Annotated in this window: 20 protein-coding genes; 11 read left to right on the top strand and 9 right to left on the bottom strand. The window is 55.0% G+C overall.

The window, feature by feature from the left end; translation table 11 throughout:
• Positions 1-96: 96 nt before the first annotated feature.
• From rph to ACR0EN_RS18930, 4 genes are read left to right on the top strand one after another with little or no spacing between them, the layout of a single operon-like run.
• Positions 97-810, top strand: a complete 714-nt coding sequence (gene rph / locus ACR0EN_RS18945; protein WP_170399411.1) for a ribonuclease PH — start codon at positions 97-99, stop codon at positions 808-810.
• Positions 807-1,421: an RdgB/HAM1 family non-canonical purine NTP pyrophosphatase gene (rdgB, locus tag ACR0EN_RS18940; protein ID WP_170819265.1), complete on the top strand. Its 615-nt coding sequence runs from the start codon at positions 807-809 to the stop codon at positions 1,419-1,421. Before rph ends, rdgB begins: the two co-directional genes overlap by 4 nt.
• Positions 1,411-2,565 (top strand): radical SAM family heme chaperone HemW, encoded by a 1,155-nt coding sequence (hemW, locus tag ACR0EN_RS18935; protein ID WP_480588288.1) that lies wholly within the window; start codon positions 1,411-1,413, stop codon positions 2,563-2,565. Before rdgB ends, hemW begins: the two co-directional genes overlap by 11 nt.
• Before the next feature lie 3 nt (positions 2,566-2,568).
• Entirely contained in the window at positions 2,569-2,922 is a 354-nt protein-coding gene (locus ACR0EN_RS18930) for a YbaN family protein (RefSeq protein WP_170399420.1), read from the top strand.
• Here ACR0EN_RS18930 and ACR0EN_RS18925 read toward each other — a convergent pair.
• The 7 genes from ACR0EN_RS18925 to ACR0EN_RS18895 form a co-directional block, all read right to left on the bottom strand.
• Entirely contained in the window at positions 2,912-3,805 is an 894-nt protein-coding gene (locus ACR0EN_RS18925) for a ParB/RepB/Spo0J family partition protein (RefSeq protein WP_170408800.1), read from the bottom strand. The two genes, ACR0EN_RS18930 and ACR0EN_RS18925, sit on opposite strands and share 11 nt — an antisense overlap.
• A 20-nt stretch (positions 3,806-3,825) precedes the next feature.
• A complete protein-coding gene (locus tag ACR0EN_RS18920) occupies positions 3,826-4,629 on the bottom strand; it encodes an AAA family ATPase (RefSeq protein ID WP_170408801.1) in 804 nt (267 codons plus the stop codon).
• Positions 4,622-5,245, bottom strand: coding sequence for a 16S rRNA (guanine(527)-N(7))-methyltransferase RsmG (rsmG, locus tag ACR0EN_RS18915; RefSeq protein ID WP_170626952.1), 624 nt, complete (start codon positions 5,243-5,245; stop codon positions 4,622-4,624). Before rsmG ends, ACR0EN_RS18920 begins: the two co-directional genes overlap by 8 nt.
• Entirely contained in the window at positions 5,242-7,110 is a 1,869-nt protein-coding gene (mnmG, locus tag ACR0EN_RS18910; protein ID WP_480588286.1) for a tRNA uridine-5-carboxymethylaminomethyl(34) synthesis enzyme MnmG, read from the bottom strand. Before mnmG ends, rsmG begins: the two co-directional genes overlap by 4 nt.
• A 12-nt stretch (positions 7,111-7,122) precedes the next feature.
• Positions 7,123-8,409, bottom strand: a complete 1,287-nt coding sequence (gene mnmE / locus ACR0EN_RS18905; RefSeq protein ID WP_170819269.1) for a tRNA uridine-5-carboxymethylaminomethyl(34) synthesis GTPase MnmE — start codon at positions 8,407-8,409, stop codon at positions 7,123-7,125.
• Between the two features lie 31 nt (positions 8,410-8,440).
• Positions 8,441-9,712 (bottom strand): transcription termination factor Rho, encoded by a 1,272-nt coding sequence (gene rho / locus ACR0EN_RS18900; RefSeq protein WP_170399438.1) that lies wholly within the window; start codon positions 9,710-9,712, stop codon positions 8,441-8,443.
• 126 nt (positions 9,713-9,838) lie between these two features.
• A complete protein-coding gene (locus tag ACR0EN_RS18895; RefSeq protein WP_170819270.1) occupies positions 9,839-10,288 on the bottom strand; it encodes a CopD family protein in 450 nt (149 codons plus the stop codon).
• A gap of 403 nt (positions 10,289-10,691) precedes the next feature.
• Here ACR0EN_RS18895 and ACR0EN_RS18890 point away from each other — a divergent pair, with 403 nt between their 5' ends.
• From ACR0EN_RS18890 to dnaQ, 4 genes are read left to right on the top strand one after another with little or no spacing between them, the layout of a single operon-like run.
• Positions 10,692-11,291 (top strand): nucleoside triphosphate pyrophosphatase, encoded by a 600-nt coding sequence (locus tag ACR0EN_RS18890; RefSeq protein WP_170819271.1) that lies wholly within the window; start codon positions 10,692-10,694, stop codon positions 11,289-11,291.
• Entirely contained in the window at positions 11,288-12,121 is an 834-nt protein-coding gene (locus tag ACR0EN_RS18885) for a shikimate dehydrogenase (protein WP_170515525.1), read from the top strand. Before ACR0EN_RS18890 ends, ACR0EN_RS18885 begins: the two co-directional genes overlap by 4 nt.
• Positions 12,118-12,711 carry a dephospho-CoA kinase gene (gene coaE / locus ACR0EN_RS18880; RefSeq protein ID WP_170819272.1) on the top strand — a complete coding sequence of 198 codons (594 nt, stop codon included), beginning with the start codon at positions 12,118-12,120 and terminating at the stop codon, positions 12,709-12,711. The genes ACR0EN_RS18885 and coaE overlap by 4 nt, the downstream gene beginning before the upstream one ends.
• Positions 12,704-13,426, top strand: a complete 723-nt coding sequence (gene dnaQ, locus ACR0EN_RS18875) for a DNA polymerase III subunit epsilon (RefSeq protein ID WP_170426353.1) — start codon at positions 12,704-12,706, stop codon at positions 13,424-13,426. The genes coaE and dnaQ overlap by 8 nt, the downstream gene beginning before the upstream one ends.
• A 25-nt stretch (positions 13,427-13,451) precedes the next feature.
• Here the strand turns inward: dnaQ and secB are convergent, their stop codons facing one another.
• Together secB and ACR0EN_RS18865 are read right to left on the bottom strand one after the other, a co-directional pair.
• Positions 13,452-13,955: a protein-export chaperone SecB gene (gene secB / locus ACR0EN_RS18870; RefSeq protein WP_170399455.1), complete on the bottom strand. Its 504-nt coding sequence runs from the start codon at positions 13,953-13,955 to the stop codon at positions 13,452-13,454.
• A gap of 54 nt (positions 13,956-14,009) precedes the next feature.
• Positions 14,010-14,510 (bottom strand): FxsA family protein, encoded by a 501-nt coding sequence (locus ACR0EN_RS18865; RefSeq protein ID WP_170399458.1) that lies wholly within the window; start codon positions 14,508-14,510, stop codon positions 14,010-14,012.
• A 108-nt stretch (positions 14,511-14,618) separates the two neighbouring features.
• On the opposite strand from ACR0EN_RS18865, the gene ACR0EN_RS18860 reads away from it, so the two are divergent.
• The 3 genes from ACR0EN_RS18860 to ACR0EN_RS18850 are packed head-to-tail and all read left to right on the top strand — an operon-like array spanning position 14,619 to position 16,902.
• Positions 14,619-15,278, top strand: a complete 660-nt coding sequence (locus ACR0EN_RS18860) for a Tim44/TimA family putative adaptor protein (protein WP_480588284.1) — start codon at positions 14,619-14,621, stop codon at positions 15,276-15,278.
• Positions 15,275-16,315, top strand: a complete 1,041-nt coding sequence (gene mltA / locus ACR0EN_RS18855; protein ID WP_480588282.1) for a murein transglycosylase A — start codon at positions 15,275-15,277, stop codon at positions 16,313-16,315. The genes ACR0EN_RS18860 and mltA overlap by 4 nt, the downstream gene beginning before the upstream one ends.
• Positions 16,315-16,902, top strand: a complete 588-nt coding sequence (locus tag ACR0EN_RS18850; protein ID WP_170515080.1) for a Smr/MutS family protein — start codon at positions 16,315-16,317, stop codon at positions 16,900-16,902. The genes mltA and ACR0EN_RS18850 overlap by 1 nt, the downstream gene beginning before the upstream one ends.
• Positions 16,903-17,043: the final 141 nt, after the last annotated feature.

Below are 17,043 nucleotides of genomic sequence, written 5' to 3'. Positions count from 1 at the left end.
GATCGTCATTAAATCGCAGGCAAATGAAAGGTCAATCGGGCTTGCATCGTAACGCCGCAGGACGGTATCCCCAACCCAGCAGATAAAGGATTTCTCATGCGACCCTCAGGACGTGATCTAAACGAAATGCGCGCCGTTTCAATTGAAACGGGGTTCACCAAACATGCCGAAGGCTCTTGCCTGATCAAGATGGGCGACACCCATGTGCTATGCACCGCCACAATCGAGGATCGCGTGCCACCGTTCATCAAAGGCTCGGGCCTGGGTTGGGTCACCGCTGAATATGGCATGCTGCCCCGTGCGACCAATACGCGGATGCGGCGCGAGGCTGCCAGCGGCAAGCAAGGCGGACGCACCGTGGAAATCCAGCGCCTTATCGGCCGCGCCTTGCGCGCCGGTGTAGACCGGGTTGCCTTGGGAGAACGGCAGATCACTGTTGACTGCGATGTCATTCAAGCCGACGGCGGCACCCGCTGTGCCTCGATCACTGGCGGTTGGGTGGCGCTGCGTCTGGCCGTGAACAAGCTGATGAAAACAGGCGATGTGATCTCTGACCCTTTATTAGACCCTGTTGCCGCCGTTTCATGCGGAATTTATGCCGGTCAGCCCGTGCTAGATCTGGACTATCCCGAAGATAGCGAAGCTGGCGTTGACGGCAATTTCATCATGACCGGCTCGGGTAAGCTGATCGAAGTGCAGATGAGCGCCGAAGGATCCGTTTTCAGCCGCGCGCAAATGGATCAACTGATGGACCTTGCCGAGAAAGGCGTGGGTGAACTTGCTGCTGCCCAGAAAGCTGCAACCGCATGACTCGCAGGTTCGAAGGTGATCGACTGCTGGTCGCCACCCACAACAAAGGCAAGCTCGAGGAGATGGCGCATCTGCTTGAGCCCTTTGGCGTAACGGTTGTCGGCGCGGGCGAAATGAACCTGCCAGAACCGGAAGAGACCGAGGACACTTTCGTCGGTAACGCCCGGATCAAGGCCCACGCAGCTGCAAAGGCGACCGGCCTACCTGCCCTGTCGGACGATTCCGGGATCACCATCGATGCATTGGATGGCGCACCCGGTGTTTACACCGCCGATTGGGCCGAAACCGGCAGTGGCCGCGATTTCCTGATGGCGATGACTCGCGCCCATAATGAGCTAGAGGCGAAAAACGCCCCCCACCCGCGTATGGCCCAGTTTCGCTGCACTCTGGTTCTGGCCTGGCCCGACGGGCATGACGAAGTGTTCGAGGGCGTCGCGCCCGGTCACCTGACTTGGCCGATCCGTGGCAAGGACGGGTTCGGCTATGACCCGATGTTTGTCCCTGAGGGGCACGACATTACCTTTGCCGAAATGGATCGCTGGGAAAAGAACAAGATCAGCCATCGCGGGCGCGCGGTGGAGATGTTCGTGAAAGGCTGCTTTGGCGGATGATTGGCGAAACGGGGGCTTTGGCCTTTATGTGCATTGGCCCTTTTGCGAGGCCAAGTGCCCCTATTGCGATTTCAACAGCCACGTTTCCAAGAATATTAATCAAAAACAATGGCTTGAGCGTTATCTCAGTGAACTGAGCCGCTCGGCCATCGAAACTCCTGACCGGGTTTTGAACACAATCTTCTTTGGCGGCGGAACTCCATCACTGATGGCGCCTGAGACCGTCGCCACCATCATCGACAAGGCCGGCGCCCTTTGGCGATCGGCCAACGATATGGAAATCACGCTTGAGGCCAATCCAGGCTCGGTCGAGGCCGGGCGGTTCGCGGCCTATTATGATGCGGGCGTGAACCGCATCTCGATGGGTGTTCAGGCCTTGAACGACGATGACCTACGTCGTCTGGGGCGCATTCACACGGTTGCCGAGGCTCGCGCGGCCTTCGATATCGCGCGCTCTTGCTTTGACCGTGTGAGCTTTGATCTGATCTATGCCCGCCAGCATCAAACTCTGGACGCCTGGCGTGCTGAGCTGACCGAGGCGCTATCGATGGCAGTTGATCACCTGTCGCTATACCAACTGACCATTGAGGAAGGCACAGCGTTTGGTGATCGCTATGCCCTGGGCAAGCTGCGCGGTCTGCCCGAGGACGACAACGCTGCGGATATGTATCTGGCGACGCAGGAAATCTGCGAAGCGCATGGGCTGCCTGCCTATGAGATCTCAAACCACGCCCGGCCCGGAGCGGAATCACGGCATAACCTCATCTATTGGCGCTATGGTGACTACATCGGTATTGGACCCGGCGCACACGGTCGGATCACCCTGGATCGCCGGAAATTCGCGACGGAAACTCATCTTTCACCAAACAAATGGCTGACGGCTGCCTCCAATGGGCGCGGCGAAAGCAATCGGTTCGAGCTTAGCCAACGTGAACAAGCCTCAGAATACCTTATGATGTGTCTACGTTTGGTCGAGGGCCTAAATATAGACAGATACACTCTGCTTGCAGGTGAAGAACTTTCGCATGACAAACTTGATTCGCTGATCGATCTGGGCATGCTAACCCTTGATCGCAATCAATTGCGCGCCACTTCAAACGGGCGCGCCGTGCTCAACGCGGTAATCCGAGAGCTGTTGGAGTAACAGATGCAATTTCTCTGGGCCGGATTGGGGTTATTATGCGTTGCGCTTGCCATGATCGGAGTCGCTCTGCCGCTGCTGCCGACGGTGCCATTTCTTCTGTTGGCCGCGTTCTTTTTTGCTCGCTCATCGTCACGGCTGCATAACTGGTTGCTGAGCCATCGAACCTTTGGCCCTATGATCATCGATTGGCAAAGCTCTGGCGCGATCAGACCCGGTGCAAAAAAGGCGGCCACCCTTTCGGTTGCCGCCGTATTTGGCTTATCGGTTCTGCTGTCGGTTCCTTCTCACGTCCTGATCATTCAGGCCATTGTGCTCAGCGCTGTGATGCTGTTTATCTGGACCCGACCTAACGGCTGAGCTTCGCGCACAGATCATCCAACTGATCCAGGTTCTCATAAGCCAACACAACCTGCCCGGATTCAGATCCGGCCTTATGGTTGATCGTCACCTTCATCGCCAGAATCGCAGACAAATCCTTTTCAAGCGCTCGGGTGTCTGCGTCCTTCCCAGCATTCAGGTTTCTGGATTTCGGAGCCGGCTTATCCGCTCCACCTTGCTGCTTTTTCACTAATGCCTCGGTCGCACGCACCGAAAGGCCCTCACGAACCACCTGTTTCGCCAGCTCCGATGGGTTTTCTGCCGTGATCAATGCCCTTGCATGACCGGCGGATAATTTTCCTTCTATTACAAGGGATTGTACATCCAATGGCAGTGACAAAAGACGCAGCAGATTAGCGATATGGCTTCTGCTTTTACCAAGCGCTTCGGCCAGCTTTTCTTGCGTGTGACCAAAGCGATCCATCAATTGCTTAAAGCCTGCCGCCTCTTCCACCGCGTTCAGATCTGCGCGCTGAATGTTCTCGATAATCGCGACCTCAAGCACTTCGGTGTCATCAAATTCGCGAACAATAACTGGGATATCATGCAGTTGCGCCATCTGCGCAGCACGCCAGCGCCGTTCACCCGCAACGATTTCGTATTGGCCGCCATCGATGCTGCGGACAATCAGCGGCTGGATAATACCCTTTTCCTTGACTGAGGCCGCAAGCTCATCCAATTGCTCTTGCGCGAAACGGCGGCGCGGCTGATCTGGGTTCGCCTGCAGTTTTTCGATCGGTACCGTGAGATCCGGACGGCGGGGTTCAGATACAATCCGACCGTCAGCTTCTGGTGCGACATCAGCCATCAACGCAGATAGCCCGCGACCTAATCCTCGGGGTTTTCCTTTCCTGGCATTCATGTTGCCCTCCTCACGGCCACTTAAATGGCTACCTTGTTGTTCTTATGCATAACCTCTCGGGCGAGATACCGGTACGCCATCGCCCCGAGCGAACCCGAATCATATTGCAGCACAGGAAGCGCGTAAGATGGTGCCTCGCTGACCCGCACATTTCTGGGTATCTTGGTTTTAAATACCATCTCACCCAGATTGTCACGCGCATCCTTTTCGACCTGACGGGACAAGTTGTTGCGGTTGTCATACATCGTCAGCACAACACCTTCGATTCTGAGGTCAGGATTAGCGGTCTGACGAACCTCGCGAATGGTCAACATCAATTGTGACAGGCCTTCCAGCGCAAAGAACTCACTTTGCAATGGTACAAGGACGGAATGCGCTGCTACCATTGCGTTTACGGTGAGCAGGTTCAAGGACGGCGGACAATCAATCAGCACAAAATCCAGATCGAAGGCATCAATTGCAGTCTGTCGAAGCGCGTCATGCAGCAAATAACTGCGCTTTTCATTCGAGATCAGCTCAATATCTGCCGAGCTGAGATCTACGGTCGCCGGAACCACAAAAAGATTACCGATCTCGGTCTCCTGCACCACAGCTTCCAATGGTGCATCGTCGAGAAGAAGATCATATGTCGTCCAGTCGCGATCTTCGACCCCTAGACCCGTAGAGGCATTTCCCTGAGGATCGAGATCGACCACAAGAACCTTGCATCCGGCCTCGGCCAATCCGGCTGCGAGATTGATCGCTGTAGTGGTTTTCCCGACCCCGCCCTTTTGATTGGCAACCGCGATAATCCGAGGCCCAGCAGGACGAGACAGATCAACCACGTGCAACTCCTTTGATTTTCAGGATAACGGCTTGGGGTTCTGTCGAACTCTTAATGGGTTCAGCCTCGAATTTCCATTCTTTGCGCGCATCTTCCAGCTCTTTTTTCCAGGTTGCGCCTTTTGGCAACAACGCTGTACCGTTTTTACTTAAATGCCTGTCACAAAATGACATTAGAGTGGTCAGATCAGCCAGAGCCCGAGCTGAAAGCACGTCCGCATGCAAGGGATCAATGGCTTCAATTCGACGAGAGATCACGGAACAATTGGCGCCACTCTCTCTGGTCACACTTCGAAGAAATGCGGATTTACGTTGGTCGCTTTCGACTAATGTGAAACGCGTTTCAGGCGCAAATTCAATTGCCATGATGGCGCAGACCATGCCAGGAAAGCCGCCTCCGCTGCCTAAATCCACCCAATGATCTACCCGATCTGCGTTCTGAAAAACTTGAATGGAGTCTTTGATATGGCGAATCCAAATCTCTTCGAGACTATTTCTTGAAACCAGATTGATTTTTGGATTCCATTTTTCAAGCAGAGATACATAGATCACCAGGCGTTCGAATGTTTCACGTGAAACATCCAGGGCCTCCGCAGAAGCGACGTTCTGATAAATCATGCTTTTCTAGCTTTCACATCACGCCTGAGCTTCGCCAGGACGAGAGTTAAAGCCGCAGGCGTGACACCTTCAACCCGACTCGCCTGCGCAATATTCGCAGGCTTCGCCTGCGATAGCTTTTGCTTCATTTCATTCGACAGACCATCAAGCGCAAAATAATTGAAATCCCGAGGAATTTCATGCGCCTCATCGCGCTTCATTGCTTCGACATCCCGTTGTTGGCGCGCAATATAGTTTGCATACAACGCATCGCGCTCGACCTGACGGCGAATTTCATCGTCTGTATTCTGTAGATCGGGTTCGAGTAAAACCATGTCTTCAAACGATACTTCTGGAAAAGCAAGAACCGCCATTCCATCGCGCCGGTTTCCGTCCTGATTTATGCTGATACCAGCTTCGCGAATTTGCTTTGGCGTATATGTGGTCTCTGTCAGTTTGTTCTTTGCCTTTACAAGTTTTTCTGATTTCTCAGCAAAAACCTTGCGGCGGAGTTCACCCACACAGCCCAACTGCTCACCAATCGGGGTCAGTCTTTGATCTGCGTTGTCAGCGCGAAGTGATAGGCGAAACTCTGCACGGGATGTGAACATCCGATAAGGCTCGGCAACGCCTCGTGTTGTCAAATCGTCAATCATCACGCCAATATAGCTGTCTGAGCGTGTAAAATGTATTGGCGCACGCCCCTGTGTTTCCAGAGCTGCATTCAAACCTGCAACGAGGCCTTGCGCGGCCGCTTCCTCATATCCTGTGGTCCCATTGATCTGTCCTGCAAGATATAGACCAGGAACATCGGGCACAGACAAAGACGCAGATAGAACGCGCGGGTCAACGTAGTCGTATTCAATCGCGTATCCGGGTTGTAAGATTACCGCGTTTTCCAATCCTATGATGGATTGGACATATTCGACTTGTACATCTTCGGGCAAAGACGTTGAAATCCCGTTTGGGTACACCGTATGATCCCGCACGCCTTCCGGTTCCAGAAATATCTGGTGTGACTCCTTTTCCGCAAATCTGACGATTTTGTCTTCGATTGAAGGGCAATATCTGGGACCAACACCATCAATATGACCTCCATACATTGCTGATCGCGATAGATTTTTCTCGATTATTCCGTGCGTCTGAGCATTGGTATGAGTTATTCCACAGGCAATTTGCGGCGCTGTCACCGCTTGGGACATGAATGAAAACAGTATTGGCTCTGCATCGCCATCCTGTCGTTCAAGTATATCCCAATTTATGGTTCGTCCGTCCAACCTCGGTGGCGTACCTGTTTTTAGTCGTGCCGTAGGCAAATCAAAGGCATCAAGGCGTTCAGCCAGCCTGATCGATGGGCGATCCCCCATGCGGCCACCTGGTTTTGAAACGTCCCCTATGTGGATCACGCCGCGCAGAAATGTACCTGACGTCAGGATAACTGTCTGTGCGGGGACCTCGGATTCATCTGCCAGTTTAACACCGGTGACGCGGTCGCCATCCATTAGGAAATCAACCACTTCCCCGGTAATCAACGACAGATTGTCTTGTTTTTGCGTTTCCCCCGCCATTGCTGCCCGATAAAGGGCTCGATCCGCCTGCGCCCTCGGCCCTTGAACGGCCGGTCCTTTACGCCGATTCAATAGACGAAACTGAATACCGGCACGGTCCGCCACGCGCCCCATTACGCCATCTAGTGCATCGATCTCGCGGACTAGATGCCCTTTGCCCAACCCACCTATTGCTGGATTGCAAGACATGACACCGATGTCCCGTTCGGAAAGAGTGACTAGTGCTGTGTTCGCACCCATCCGTGCTGCAGCATGTGCGGCTTCTGCACCTGCATGTCCGGCACCGATGACGACAACATCAAATTTCGAATGTTTCACGTGAAACACTCCCTATTTTCCCAGACAGAAACTTGCGAAGATTTCATCCAAAAGGGTCTCGACATCAATCCTGCCAACCAGAGACTCAAGCGACCGAATGGCCGTCCTTAGTTCTTCAGCAGCTATATCATACATATCTGGGCCCGATTCCAGAACAGCTTGCGCAGCGGCAAGAGAGTCAGCTGCTTTTGTCATCGCAACGCGATGGCGTTCCCGCGTTGCAATACCATGACTAGCAGTTTGGGCTATCAATACACGCGATATGTTGTCTATCAGCTGGTCAATCCCCTGCCCGGTTTTCCCTGATATGCCGCCGGCAGAAGGCCCACGTAGGTCAGATTTTGGCAGAACATGAATGTCTTCCGCCTGCCTCGGTACACCTAAGTGATCAGGGTCATCCGTCAGAAACACCCGCAAATCAGCGGCCTCTGCCCGCTTGCGCGCCAGTTCAATTCCAAGGTTTTCAACGTGATCTTCGGTCTGTCTCAAACCAGCCGTATCCAACAGCGTGACAGGCAGTCCGTCCAAATCCATGCGAACTTCGATTACATCGCGGGTTGTCCCGGCATATTCTGAGGTGATTGCGGCTTCCCGCCCTGCCAACGCATTCAGCAAGGTCGATTTTCCTGCGTTCGGAAGACCAACTATGGCGACCTCAAAGCCGGTGCGAATGCGCTCGGCGATCCGAACACCTTTGGCTTCTTGGGTCAATTCGGCCATCACACCAGAGATCAACCTCCGAACCTCAGGTGATACATCTGTCGGCACCTCTTCATCAGCAAAATCAATCACGGCTTCCAACAAAGACGCCGCACGGATCAGATCACGCCGCCAACCTTCAGCCAGTGTGCCCAAGGCACCAGCCAAAATCGTCTGTGCTTGTTTCCGTTGTGCTTCGGTTTCTGCATCAATCAGATCAGCAAGACCTTCGACTTGCGCCAGATCCATCTTGCCGTTTTCCAGTGCACGACGCGTGAACTCACCAGGTTCGGCCAGCCGAAGACCGTCCATATCCGAAAGAGAGGTCAGCACAGCGTTGACTGACGCCATACTTCCGTGAATCTGAAGCTCGGCCACGTCTTCGCCGGTAAAGCTGGACGGGGCCTGAAACGTCAGAACCAAGCCCTCATCCAACCGCGATCCATCCGACGCGCTGAGTGTTCGTACTGTCATTCCACGCCTTGGCAGGCCCCCGCCAGACAACTCATTGGCGGAGGCATATGCCTGCGGACCAGAAAGCCTGATCACAGCCACGCCTGCTTTGCCCTGGGCGCTGGCCAGGGCGAATATCGTATCCATTGATAGCCCCCGCGTCAGTGCCAGAACCTTGTCAGGTGTTCATTGAATCGAAGAATTCGCCGTTCGTCTTGGTTTGTTTCAACTTCGACAACAGGAACTCGATTGCATCTGTTGTGCCCATCGGATTGAGGATGCGGCGCAGAACGAATGTCTTGGCCAGATCACCCTTGTCGACCAGCAGATCCTCTTTCCGGGTGCCGGATTTGAGGATGTCGATTGCCGGGAACACGCGTTTGTCTGCAATCTTACGATCCAGAACGATTTCCGAGTTACCAGTGCCCTTGAATTCTTCGAAGATCACTTCGTCCATGCGGCTGCCGGTATCGATCAGGGCGGTGGCGATGATGGTCAGCGAACCACCTTCTTCAATGTTCCGCGCAGCACCAAAGAAGCGCTTGGGCCGTTGCAGGGCATTTGCATCTACACCACCGGTCAGAACTTTACCCGAAGATGGCACCACAGTGTTGAATGCCCTACCAAGTCTTGTGATCGAATCGAGTAGAATAACAACATCTCGTTTATGCTCGACCAGGCGCTTGGCCTTTTCGATGACCATTTCCGACACGGCCACGTGGCGAGTCGCGGGTTCATCAAAGGTCGAAGACACAACCTCACCCTTCACCGAGCGTTGCATGTCAGTCACCTCTTCCGGGCGTTCGTCGATCAGCAGAACGATCAGATAACACTCCGGGTGGTTCTGTTCGATGGAATGCGCGATGTTCTGCAGGATCACCGTCTTACCAGTCCGCGGTGGCGCCACGATCAGTGATCGCTGACCTTTACCAATCGGCGAAACCAAATCGATCACGCGAGCAGACTTGTCCTTGATGGTCGGATCTTCGATTTCCATCTTCAGACGCTCATCCGGATATAGAGGCGTCAGGTTGTCGAACAGAATCTTGTGTTTGGCCTTGTCCGGATTTTCAAAGTTGATCTTGGTGACATTTGTCAGCGCAAAGTAACGCTCGTTTTCATCGGGCGCTTTGATCTCACCTTCAACCGTATCTCCGGTGCGCAGCGAATGCTTGCGGATCATGTCAGGCGAAACATAGATGTCGTCCGGTCCGGGTAGATAGTTCGCCTCGGGCGAGCGCAGAAACCCGAACCCGTCTTGCAAAACCTCCAGCACGCCGTCGCCACCGATGGTCCAGCCCTCATCTGCACGTTCGCGCAGAATCTGAAACATCATCTCTCCCTTGCGCATGGTTGAGGCGTTTTCGACCTCAAGCTCCTCGGCCATAGCCAGAAGGTCTTTGGGGCTTTTGGCCTTCAGATCGGCCAGATTCAGGGATTCAGTTGTCATGATGATACGAACCTCGGCCGCTTGGATCGCGGCACCAGAGTGGAATTTCAGAACGGAAGATACCTCGCCCGGACGGGCGCGTTACGCGTTTGATAAGCGCTTACCTCAAAAGAGTCAAACAGGCCCTCAGAACTTCACAACGACCGCTAGAACGATAACAACCATTAGAACGGTCGGAACCTCATTCATCATGCGGTACTGCCGCCCAGTCAGCTTATTTCGCCCCTCAGCAAAGTCCTTGCGCCGAGCCATAAGCCAATGGTGAAACCATGTCATGCCGATCACTGCTGCGCCTTTGACCCAGGGCCAGCTCCAGCCCCATCCGACGATACCAGGCGTGAACACCATGATCAGCCCGCAGACCCAGGCCACGACCATTGCGGGGCGCATGATCACACGCAGCAGCTTTTCTTCCATTTCAAAGAAAATCTGTTGCGCACCCTCTACGGCTTGCGCCTTTTCAACGTGATACACGAACAATCTGGGCAGATAGAATAAACCAGCCATCCATGAAATCACGGCCATGATGTGCAGCGATTTCACCCAAGGGTATATTGCGAAAAGAATATCGGTCATTGGGTATTCCGGGCTTACCTGAAACCCTCCTAATAAAAAAAATAAGAAAGAAAAAGGATGATGGTTTTGTAGGGAGATCAAATTCGGTGGATTACTTTTTTGTCCTGCCTTTTTCCCCAGGTGGAAAAAGTGAAGCACATCGGCGCAGAATCTGTTGAGTAAGAAAAAAAATGATTAATAACAATAAATTATGAGATAAAAGCTCGGGCTGAATTGTGGATAACCATTGGAACAATCCGGGATCGGATGCTTATCCGAGTATTCCAACTTATCCTTGTCCCGTCTGGACAGGATCCGGGCGACTCGGGGAAGTCTTGCGCCAAATTCCCGGGGTTGCGTGTCAACCGGAAAGCCATACAAACCATTCGAGACTACTCATTGATTTGCACACGGGGTTTTCCACATGACTGTCCCCATAGTCCTTGCCTCAGGGTCCGTGATCCGCGCGCAGCTGCTCAGAAACGCAGGCGTCCCGTTTTCGGTTCAGATTGCGCGGGTGGATGAAGACACAGCCAAACGCGCCCTGATGGCTGAGGGAGCTCCGCCCCGTGATGTTGCCGATGCGCTTGCCGAAATGAAAGCACGTAAGATCAGTGACAAAGTGCCCGGCGCTATGGTTCTGGGTTGCGATCAGGTTCTGGATTTCGAAGGTCAGATGCTGTCGAAGCCGGAAACACCCGAAAAAGCACTGGCGCAGCTTAAAGCAATGCGCGGCAAGCGACATATGTTGCTGTCGGCGGCGGTGATCTATCAGGATGGTGAGCCCATCTGGCGGCATATAGGTCAGGTGCGTTTGCGGATGCGGGCCAGCTCGGATGCTTATTTACGTGATTACGTGGCGCGGAACTGGGACAGTATTCGGCACGCAGTGGGGGCTTATAAACTGGAAGAAGAAGGCGTGCGCCTGTTTGCCACCATTGACGGCGACTACTTTAACGTCTTGGGTATGCCCCTGTTAGAGCTGCTCAATTTTCTGGCCTTGAAGGGAGTGATCGATCAATGACTGAGCATCGCGTTCCTCTGGCCGGTGTGATTGGGCAACCCATCGCACATTCCCGCTCGCCAAAACTGCACGGGCATTGGCTGAAAACCTATGGATTGGTGGGGCACTACATCCCGATGGATGTCGCCCCGGCCGATCTGGAAACCGTTCTGCGGACACTACCCAAGGCTGGGTTCGTTGGGGCCAACGTGACCGTACCGCATAAAGAGGCTGCTTTGCGGTTGGCGGATCATGTCTCGGACCGTGCCTCAGTCATCGGGGCGGCAAATACGCTTGTATTCCGCGAGGATGGTTCAATTCACGCGGATAATACGGATGGCTACGGGTTCATGGCCAATCTTCGCAGCGGTGCGCCTGATTGGAACCCGCAAGATGGGCCTGCGGTAGTATTTGGTGCGGGCGGTGCTGCGCGGGCGGTGCTTCAAGCGCTTGCAGAAGCCGGAGTGCCTGAAATCCTGCTGACCAATCGCACCCGCACCCGTGCGGATCATTTGAAAGAAGAGTTCGGCCAACGGATTACGGTCGTCGACTGGGTGCAGGCGGGCAACGTGATCGAAGATGCAGAACTGGTCGTGAATACTACGTCTTTGGGTATGCAAGGGCAGCCAGAGTTACGCGTTCCACTGGATGGATTGCAACCCGGCGCTGTTGTCACCGATCTGGTATACGCGCCGCTTCAAACGCATCTGTTAAAACAGGCGGAAGAGGTTGGATGTACAACGGTCGACGGGCTGGGAATGTTGCTGCATCAAGCTGTTCCCGGGTTTGAACGCTGGTTCGGTGTTCGCCCCGAAGTGGACGCTGAAACCCGCGCGGCGGCCTTGGCATGAGTTTTGCGCTGGGGCTCACCGGATCAATCGGAATGGGAAAAAGCACGACCGCTCAGATGTTTGCAGATGAAGGCTGTGCGCTTTGGGATGCGGATGCTGCGGTGCATCGGCTCTATGCAAAGGGCGGTGCGGCGGTTGAGCCCATGCGGATTACGTTTCCCACCGCCATTGCCGAGGATGCGGTCAGCCGGGATGCATTGAAGCAAATCATTGCGGATAATCCTAACGCGCTAAAAACAATAGAAAAAATCGTACACCCTCTGGTAGCGGCGGATCGCGCCTCATTTCGTTCTTCGTCGTCCGCCGAAATCTTGGTATTCGACATTCCGCTGTTGTTTGAAACCGGTGGTGATGCGGCGATGGATGCTGTTGCTTGTGTTTCAATCTCTGCTGAAGAACAAAAAAGACGGGTCATGGCGCGCGGCAAGATGAATGAGGCGCAGTTTGAGCAGATTCGCTCCAAGCAAATGCCAAACGAAGAGAAATGCGCGCGATCGGATTTCGTGATTGTCACGGATACTCTGGACCATGCTCGCGCGCAGGTGCAGGATATCGTCAGGCAGATACGGGCAGGGTTGGCAGATGCGTGAGATTGTACTCGATACCGAGACCACAGGGTTTGATCCCGAAAGCGGCGACCGGATCGTCGAGATCGGCGCGGTTGAGCTGTGGAACCACGTTGCCACAGGAGAAACTTATCACGTCTACATCAACCCCGAGCGTTCTATGCCGGAAGAGGCATTTGGTGTGCATGGCATCGGCCCCGACCTGCTGGAAAACCCGCGCCCGCCGGAAAAGGGCGAAGTGACGCTGAAGGACAAACCTGTCTTTGCCAAGGTTGGGCAAGGGTTTCGTGAATTCGTGGGTGACGCCAAGCTGGTGATCCACAACGCTTCGTTCGACATGAAGTTTCTGAACGCCGAACTGGGCTGGATGGGGGTGTCGCTGATCCCGATGGATCAGGCAATCGATACGCTGGCCATTGCCCGCAAACGGTTTCCGGGATCACCCGCTTCGTTGGATGCATTGTGCCGCCGGTTTGGCATCGACAATTCGAACAGGCTGCTGCACGGCGCGCTGCTTGACTCGGAAATTCTGGCCGAAGTGTATCTGGAGCTGATCGGAGGCCGTCAGCCCGATTTTGGATTGTCAACGTCGGCAAGTGCAGCGTCTGGCGGTGGTGAGGAATGGCGCCCGACAGCGCGACCCGATGCCCTGCCATCCCGGATCACCGAGGATGAGCGCGCAGCACATCAGAAATTTGTTGAAAAGCTGGGCGAGAACGCCCTGTGGACCCGCGCCTGACCCGAACCAGACGCGGACCAAAACCTTAGGCGTCGGTTTTTTGCTCTTGTGCGGCCGCCTGACGGCGCGCCAGTTCGTTGCGATAGAGCGCCACGAAATCAATGTTATCCAGGTTGACCGGCGGGTAGCCACCGTCGCGTGTGATGTCGCTGACGATGCGGCGCAGGAACGGGAACAGCATACGCGGGCATTCGATCATCAGGAACGGATGCATTTGATCTTCGGGCACACCTTCCACGTGGAACAGGCCGCAATAGTCGATTTCGCACAGGAACAGGACGTCTTCCAGGCCCTTGGCCTTGGATGTCAGTTTTAGCTTGATCGAGACTTCATATTGGTGCTCGGTCGTGCGTTTCTTTGCGTCCAGATTGACCTGAACTGAAATCTCGGGCTGTACGTCGCCTGAGACGCCTTTTTGCGCCATGACGTTTTCAAAGGACATGTCGCGAATGAACTGTCCCAGAACGCGCATCTGGATCTGAGGGGCTGCCTGTGCGGCGGTGTTTTCTGCAGGGCTTTCGTCAGCCATGAAACTTCTCCGGAATTGAAATTCGGCACTGCTTAGCAATTTGGGCCGGATAGCTCAATGCTGGTGCGGGCCTTCCACCCACTTCGACGGCTTTCCGGAGTTCTGGCGAGGGCGAACTTCGGTGAATTCGCCATCTATCACATCGTCCTGATCAAACGGGTTTGGCCCCGACCTGAATTGTGCGCCGGTGCCCATTTGAAAATGCGTGATGGTCGCCTTAGACTTGAGATAGCGGAACACTGCGACCCGGATGCCGGGAACAAGCAGAGCAAAACCAATGGCATCGGTGAAAAACCCTGGTGTCAGCAGCAAAACACCAGACAGCAAGATCATCGCCCCATGGGCCAGCGGTTCGGTTGGGTCGTCCAATTCGGCAAAGGATCGCTGCAAATTGGCCAGCGCCATGCGACCTTGTGTCCGCACCAGAACCGTGCCCAGAACGGCGGTCAGAACCACGATTGCAAGCGTCGGCCAAAGCCCGATCAGACCGCCAACCTGGATAAACAGGGCGATCTCGATGATCGGAACCAATAAAAAAGCCAAGAACAAGTACATTTGCGGTATCCTTTAGCATGGTCCGGGCTGTGGACTTGGCCCCGACTGTCACCTACATAGTGGCAGAGGGCAGCGTATACAAAGCCCGGGTTCTGAAAAGAGGACGAAATGAACTCACCCCTGATCCAGCTTCTGGTGCTGGCCGGAATTGCCATTTTCCTGATCCTGCGCTTGAAAAGCGTGTTGGGTACACGCGAAGGTTTTGAGAAACCGCCCCTTCAGCAACAGCCTGATACCAATGGCGCGCGCCGTGATTTCGAAGTGATTGAAGGCGGGCCAGATCACGACATCACCGACCATGTGGCCGAAGAAAGTGAACAGGCGCAAACTTTGGCCGCAATGAAGCGGGTCGAACCCAGTTTTTCTGTCAGCGAATTTGTTCAGGGCGCGCGCGGCGCCTATGAGATGATCGTGATGGGCTTTGAAAAGGGCAATCTGGACGAAATCCAGCCGTTCCTGTCCGAAGAAGTATTCGACAGTTTTGTATCGGTTGTTGCGGATCGCGAAGACAAAGGTCTGACCATCGAAGCCGAATTCATCGGGGTGCGTGAAACCACTCTGGTCGATGCGACCTTCGATAAGGATACCAATCAGGCCGAGATCACCATGCGCTTTATCGGTGAGCTGACGTCGGTCGTGCGCGATCGCGGCGGGGATATTGTCGAAGGCAACCCGAACACCGTCAAACGCCAAAAGGACAGCTGGACCTTTGCCCGTGTCATGGGCGCGGACGATCCGAACTGGCTGCTTGTTGCCACGGACGCATGATTGCAGCGCTCCGGTCGCTACTTCTGGGGGTCGTCATGACCACTGCCAGCGCCGCCGGAGCCGAGGCGACGCGATCCATCCTGTCATTCGATGACCTCGATGGCTGGGCCGCCGACGATCACGGGGCGGCCCTTTCGGTTTTTCTGAACACCTGTGGTGATCTGGACGATCCTGATTGGCAGGCGCTGTGTGGCGTGGCTCAGAGTTATGAACCTGGCGCGGCGCGGGCTTTTTTCGAGCTGTTCTTTCGTCCTGTTCTGGTCGAAGACGGCGATGACGCCCTGTTCACCGGATATTTTGAACCTGAACTGGATGGGTCGAAAACCCCAACTGACAAATACCGCTATCCACTCTACCGGATGCCGCCCGAGGCGCGAGAGGCGGGCAAGTGGCTCAGTCGCCGTGACCTGCTGACCGGTGACGCCCTAACAGGTCGGGGCCTTGAGATAGCGTGGGTCGATGACCCTGTTGAGTTGTTCTTTCTGCAAATTCAAGGCTCGGGCCGGATACGTCTGCCCGATGGCGGTGCATTGCGGGTTGGATATGGCGGTGCGAATGGGCATCCCTATCGCTCGATCGGCGCGGAACTGGTCCGACGGGGTGCGCTGGGCGCGCACCAGGTCAGCGCGCAGATGATCCGGACCTGGGTACGCAAAAACCCTGAAGCCGGGGCTGAGCTGTTACTACACAACCCTTCGTATGTTTTCTTCCGTGAAGTGACGCGTGTCGCGCCCGAGTTCGGACCGTTAGGCGCCATGAACCGCTCAGTGACCACGATGCGCAGTATCGCGGCAGATCCGGCTTATACACCTTTGGGCGCGCCAGTTTGGGTAGAAAAGGATGGCAAAAACCCGCTGCGCCGATTGATGATCGCACAAGACACCGGATCGGCGATCAAGGGTGCGCAACGTGCCGACATTTTCTTTGGCACAGGGGATGATGCCGGGCAGGCCGCCGGTCGCTTGAAGGATCCCGGCCGTATGGTTGTGCTGTTGCCGATCCAGAGGGCCTACGCCCTGTTACCGGATGAGTTCTGATGACCCGGCGCAAACTGACTGCGGATGAGATCGATTTGTGGCGCAAGGTCGCCAAACAGGCTGAGCGTTTGCACCCCGAACTACCTCAGACTGTGCACCCCACTACCTTGCCCAAGCCCAAACCGACCAAAACGCCCAAGGCGCGGATAGAAGCCTTTGAACTGGGTCAGACTGCGCCAACCAAACCGTCACGGAATAACCTGAAGCCATCGATCACCGAAGGTTTACGGACAAATCCGGTGCAGATGGACACCAAGTCTTTTGGTCGCATGAAACGCGGCAAGCTCAAGCCCGAAGGCAAGCTGGATCTGCACGGGATGCGCATGAGCGCAGCCCATCCCGCATTGGTTCGGTTCGTCCTGACCGCACAGGCACAGGGCAAACGGCTGGTGCTTGTCATAACCGGCAAGGGCAAGGACCGGGACGAACCGGGACCCATTCCAACGCCGCGTGGGGTCTTGCGCAATCAGGTGCCCCACTGGTTATCTATTCCACCACTTGCACAAGCAGTGCTGCAGGTAACACCCGCACATATCAGCCATGGCGGTGATGGCGCCTATTACGTCTACCTCAGGCGCGTCCGTTAGTCGGATCGCTGATTCTAGCTGGCCCACATGAACCGGATTCGCACGCGTACCCTGCCCTTACCCCTACTGGTTTATTGTTTCTGCAGGTCCCGCAACCCCGGTGATAAACTGCCGGCGCAATGAAACTTCGTAGCCTTGTCC

The sequence above is a fragment of the Ruegeria sp. AB7 genome (genome assembly GCF_056542625.1).
This window is presented reverse-complemented; position numbering and strand designations above follow the sequence as displayed.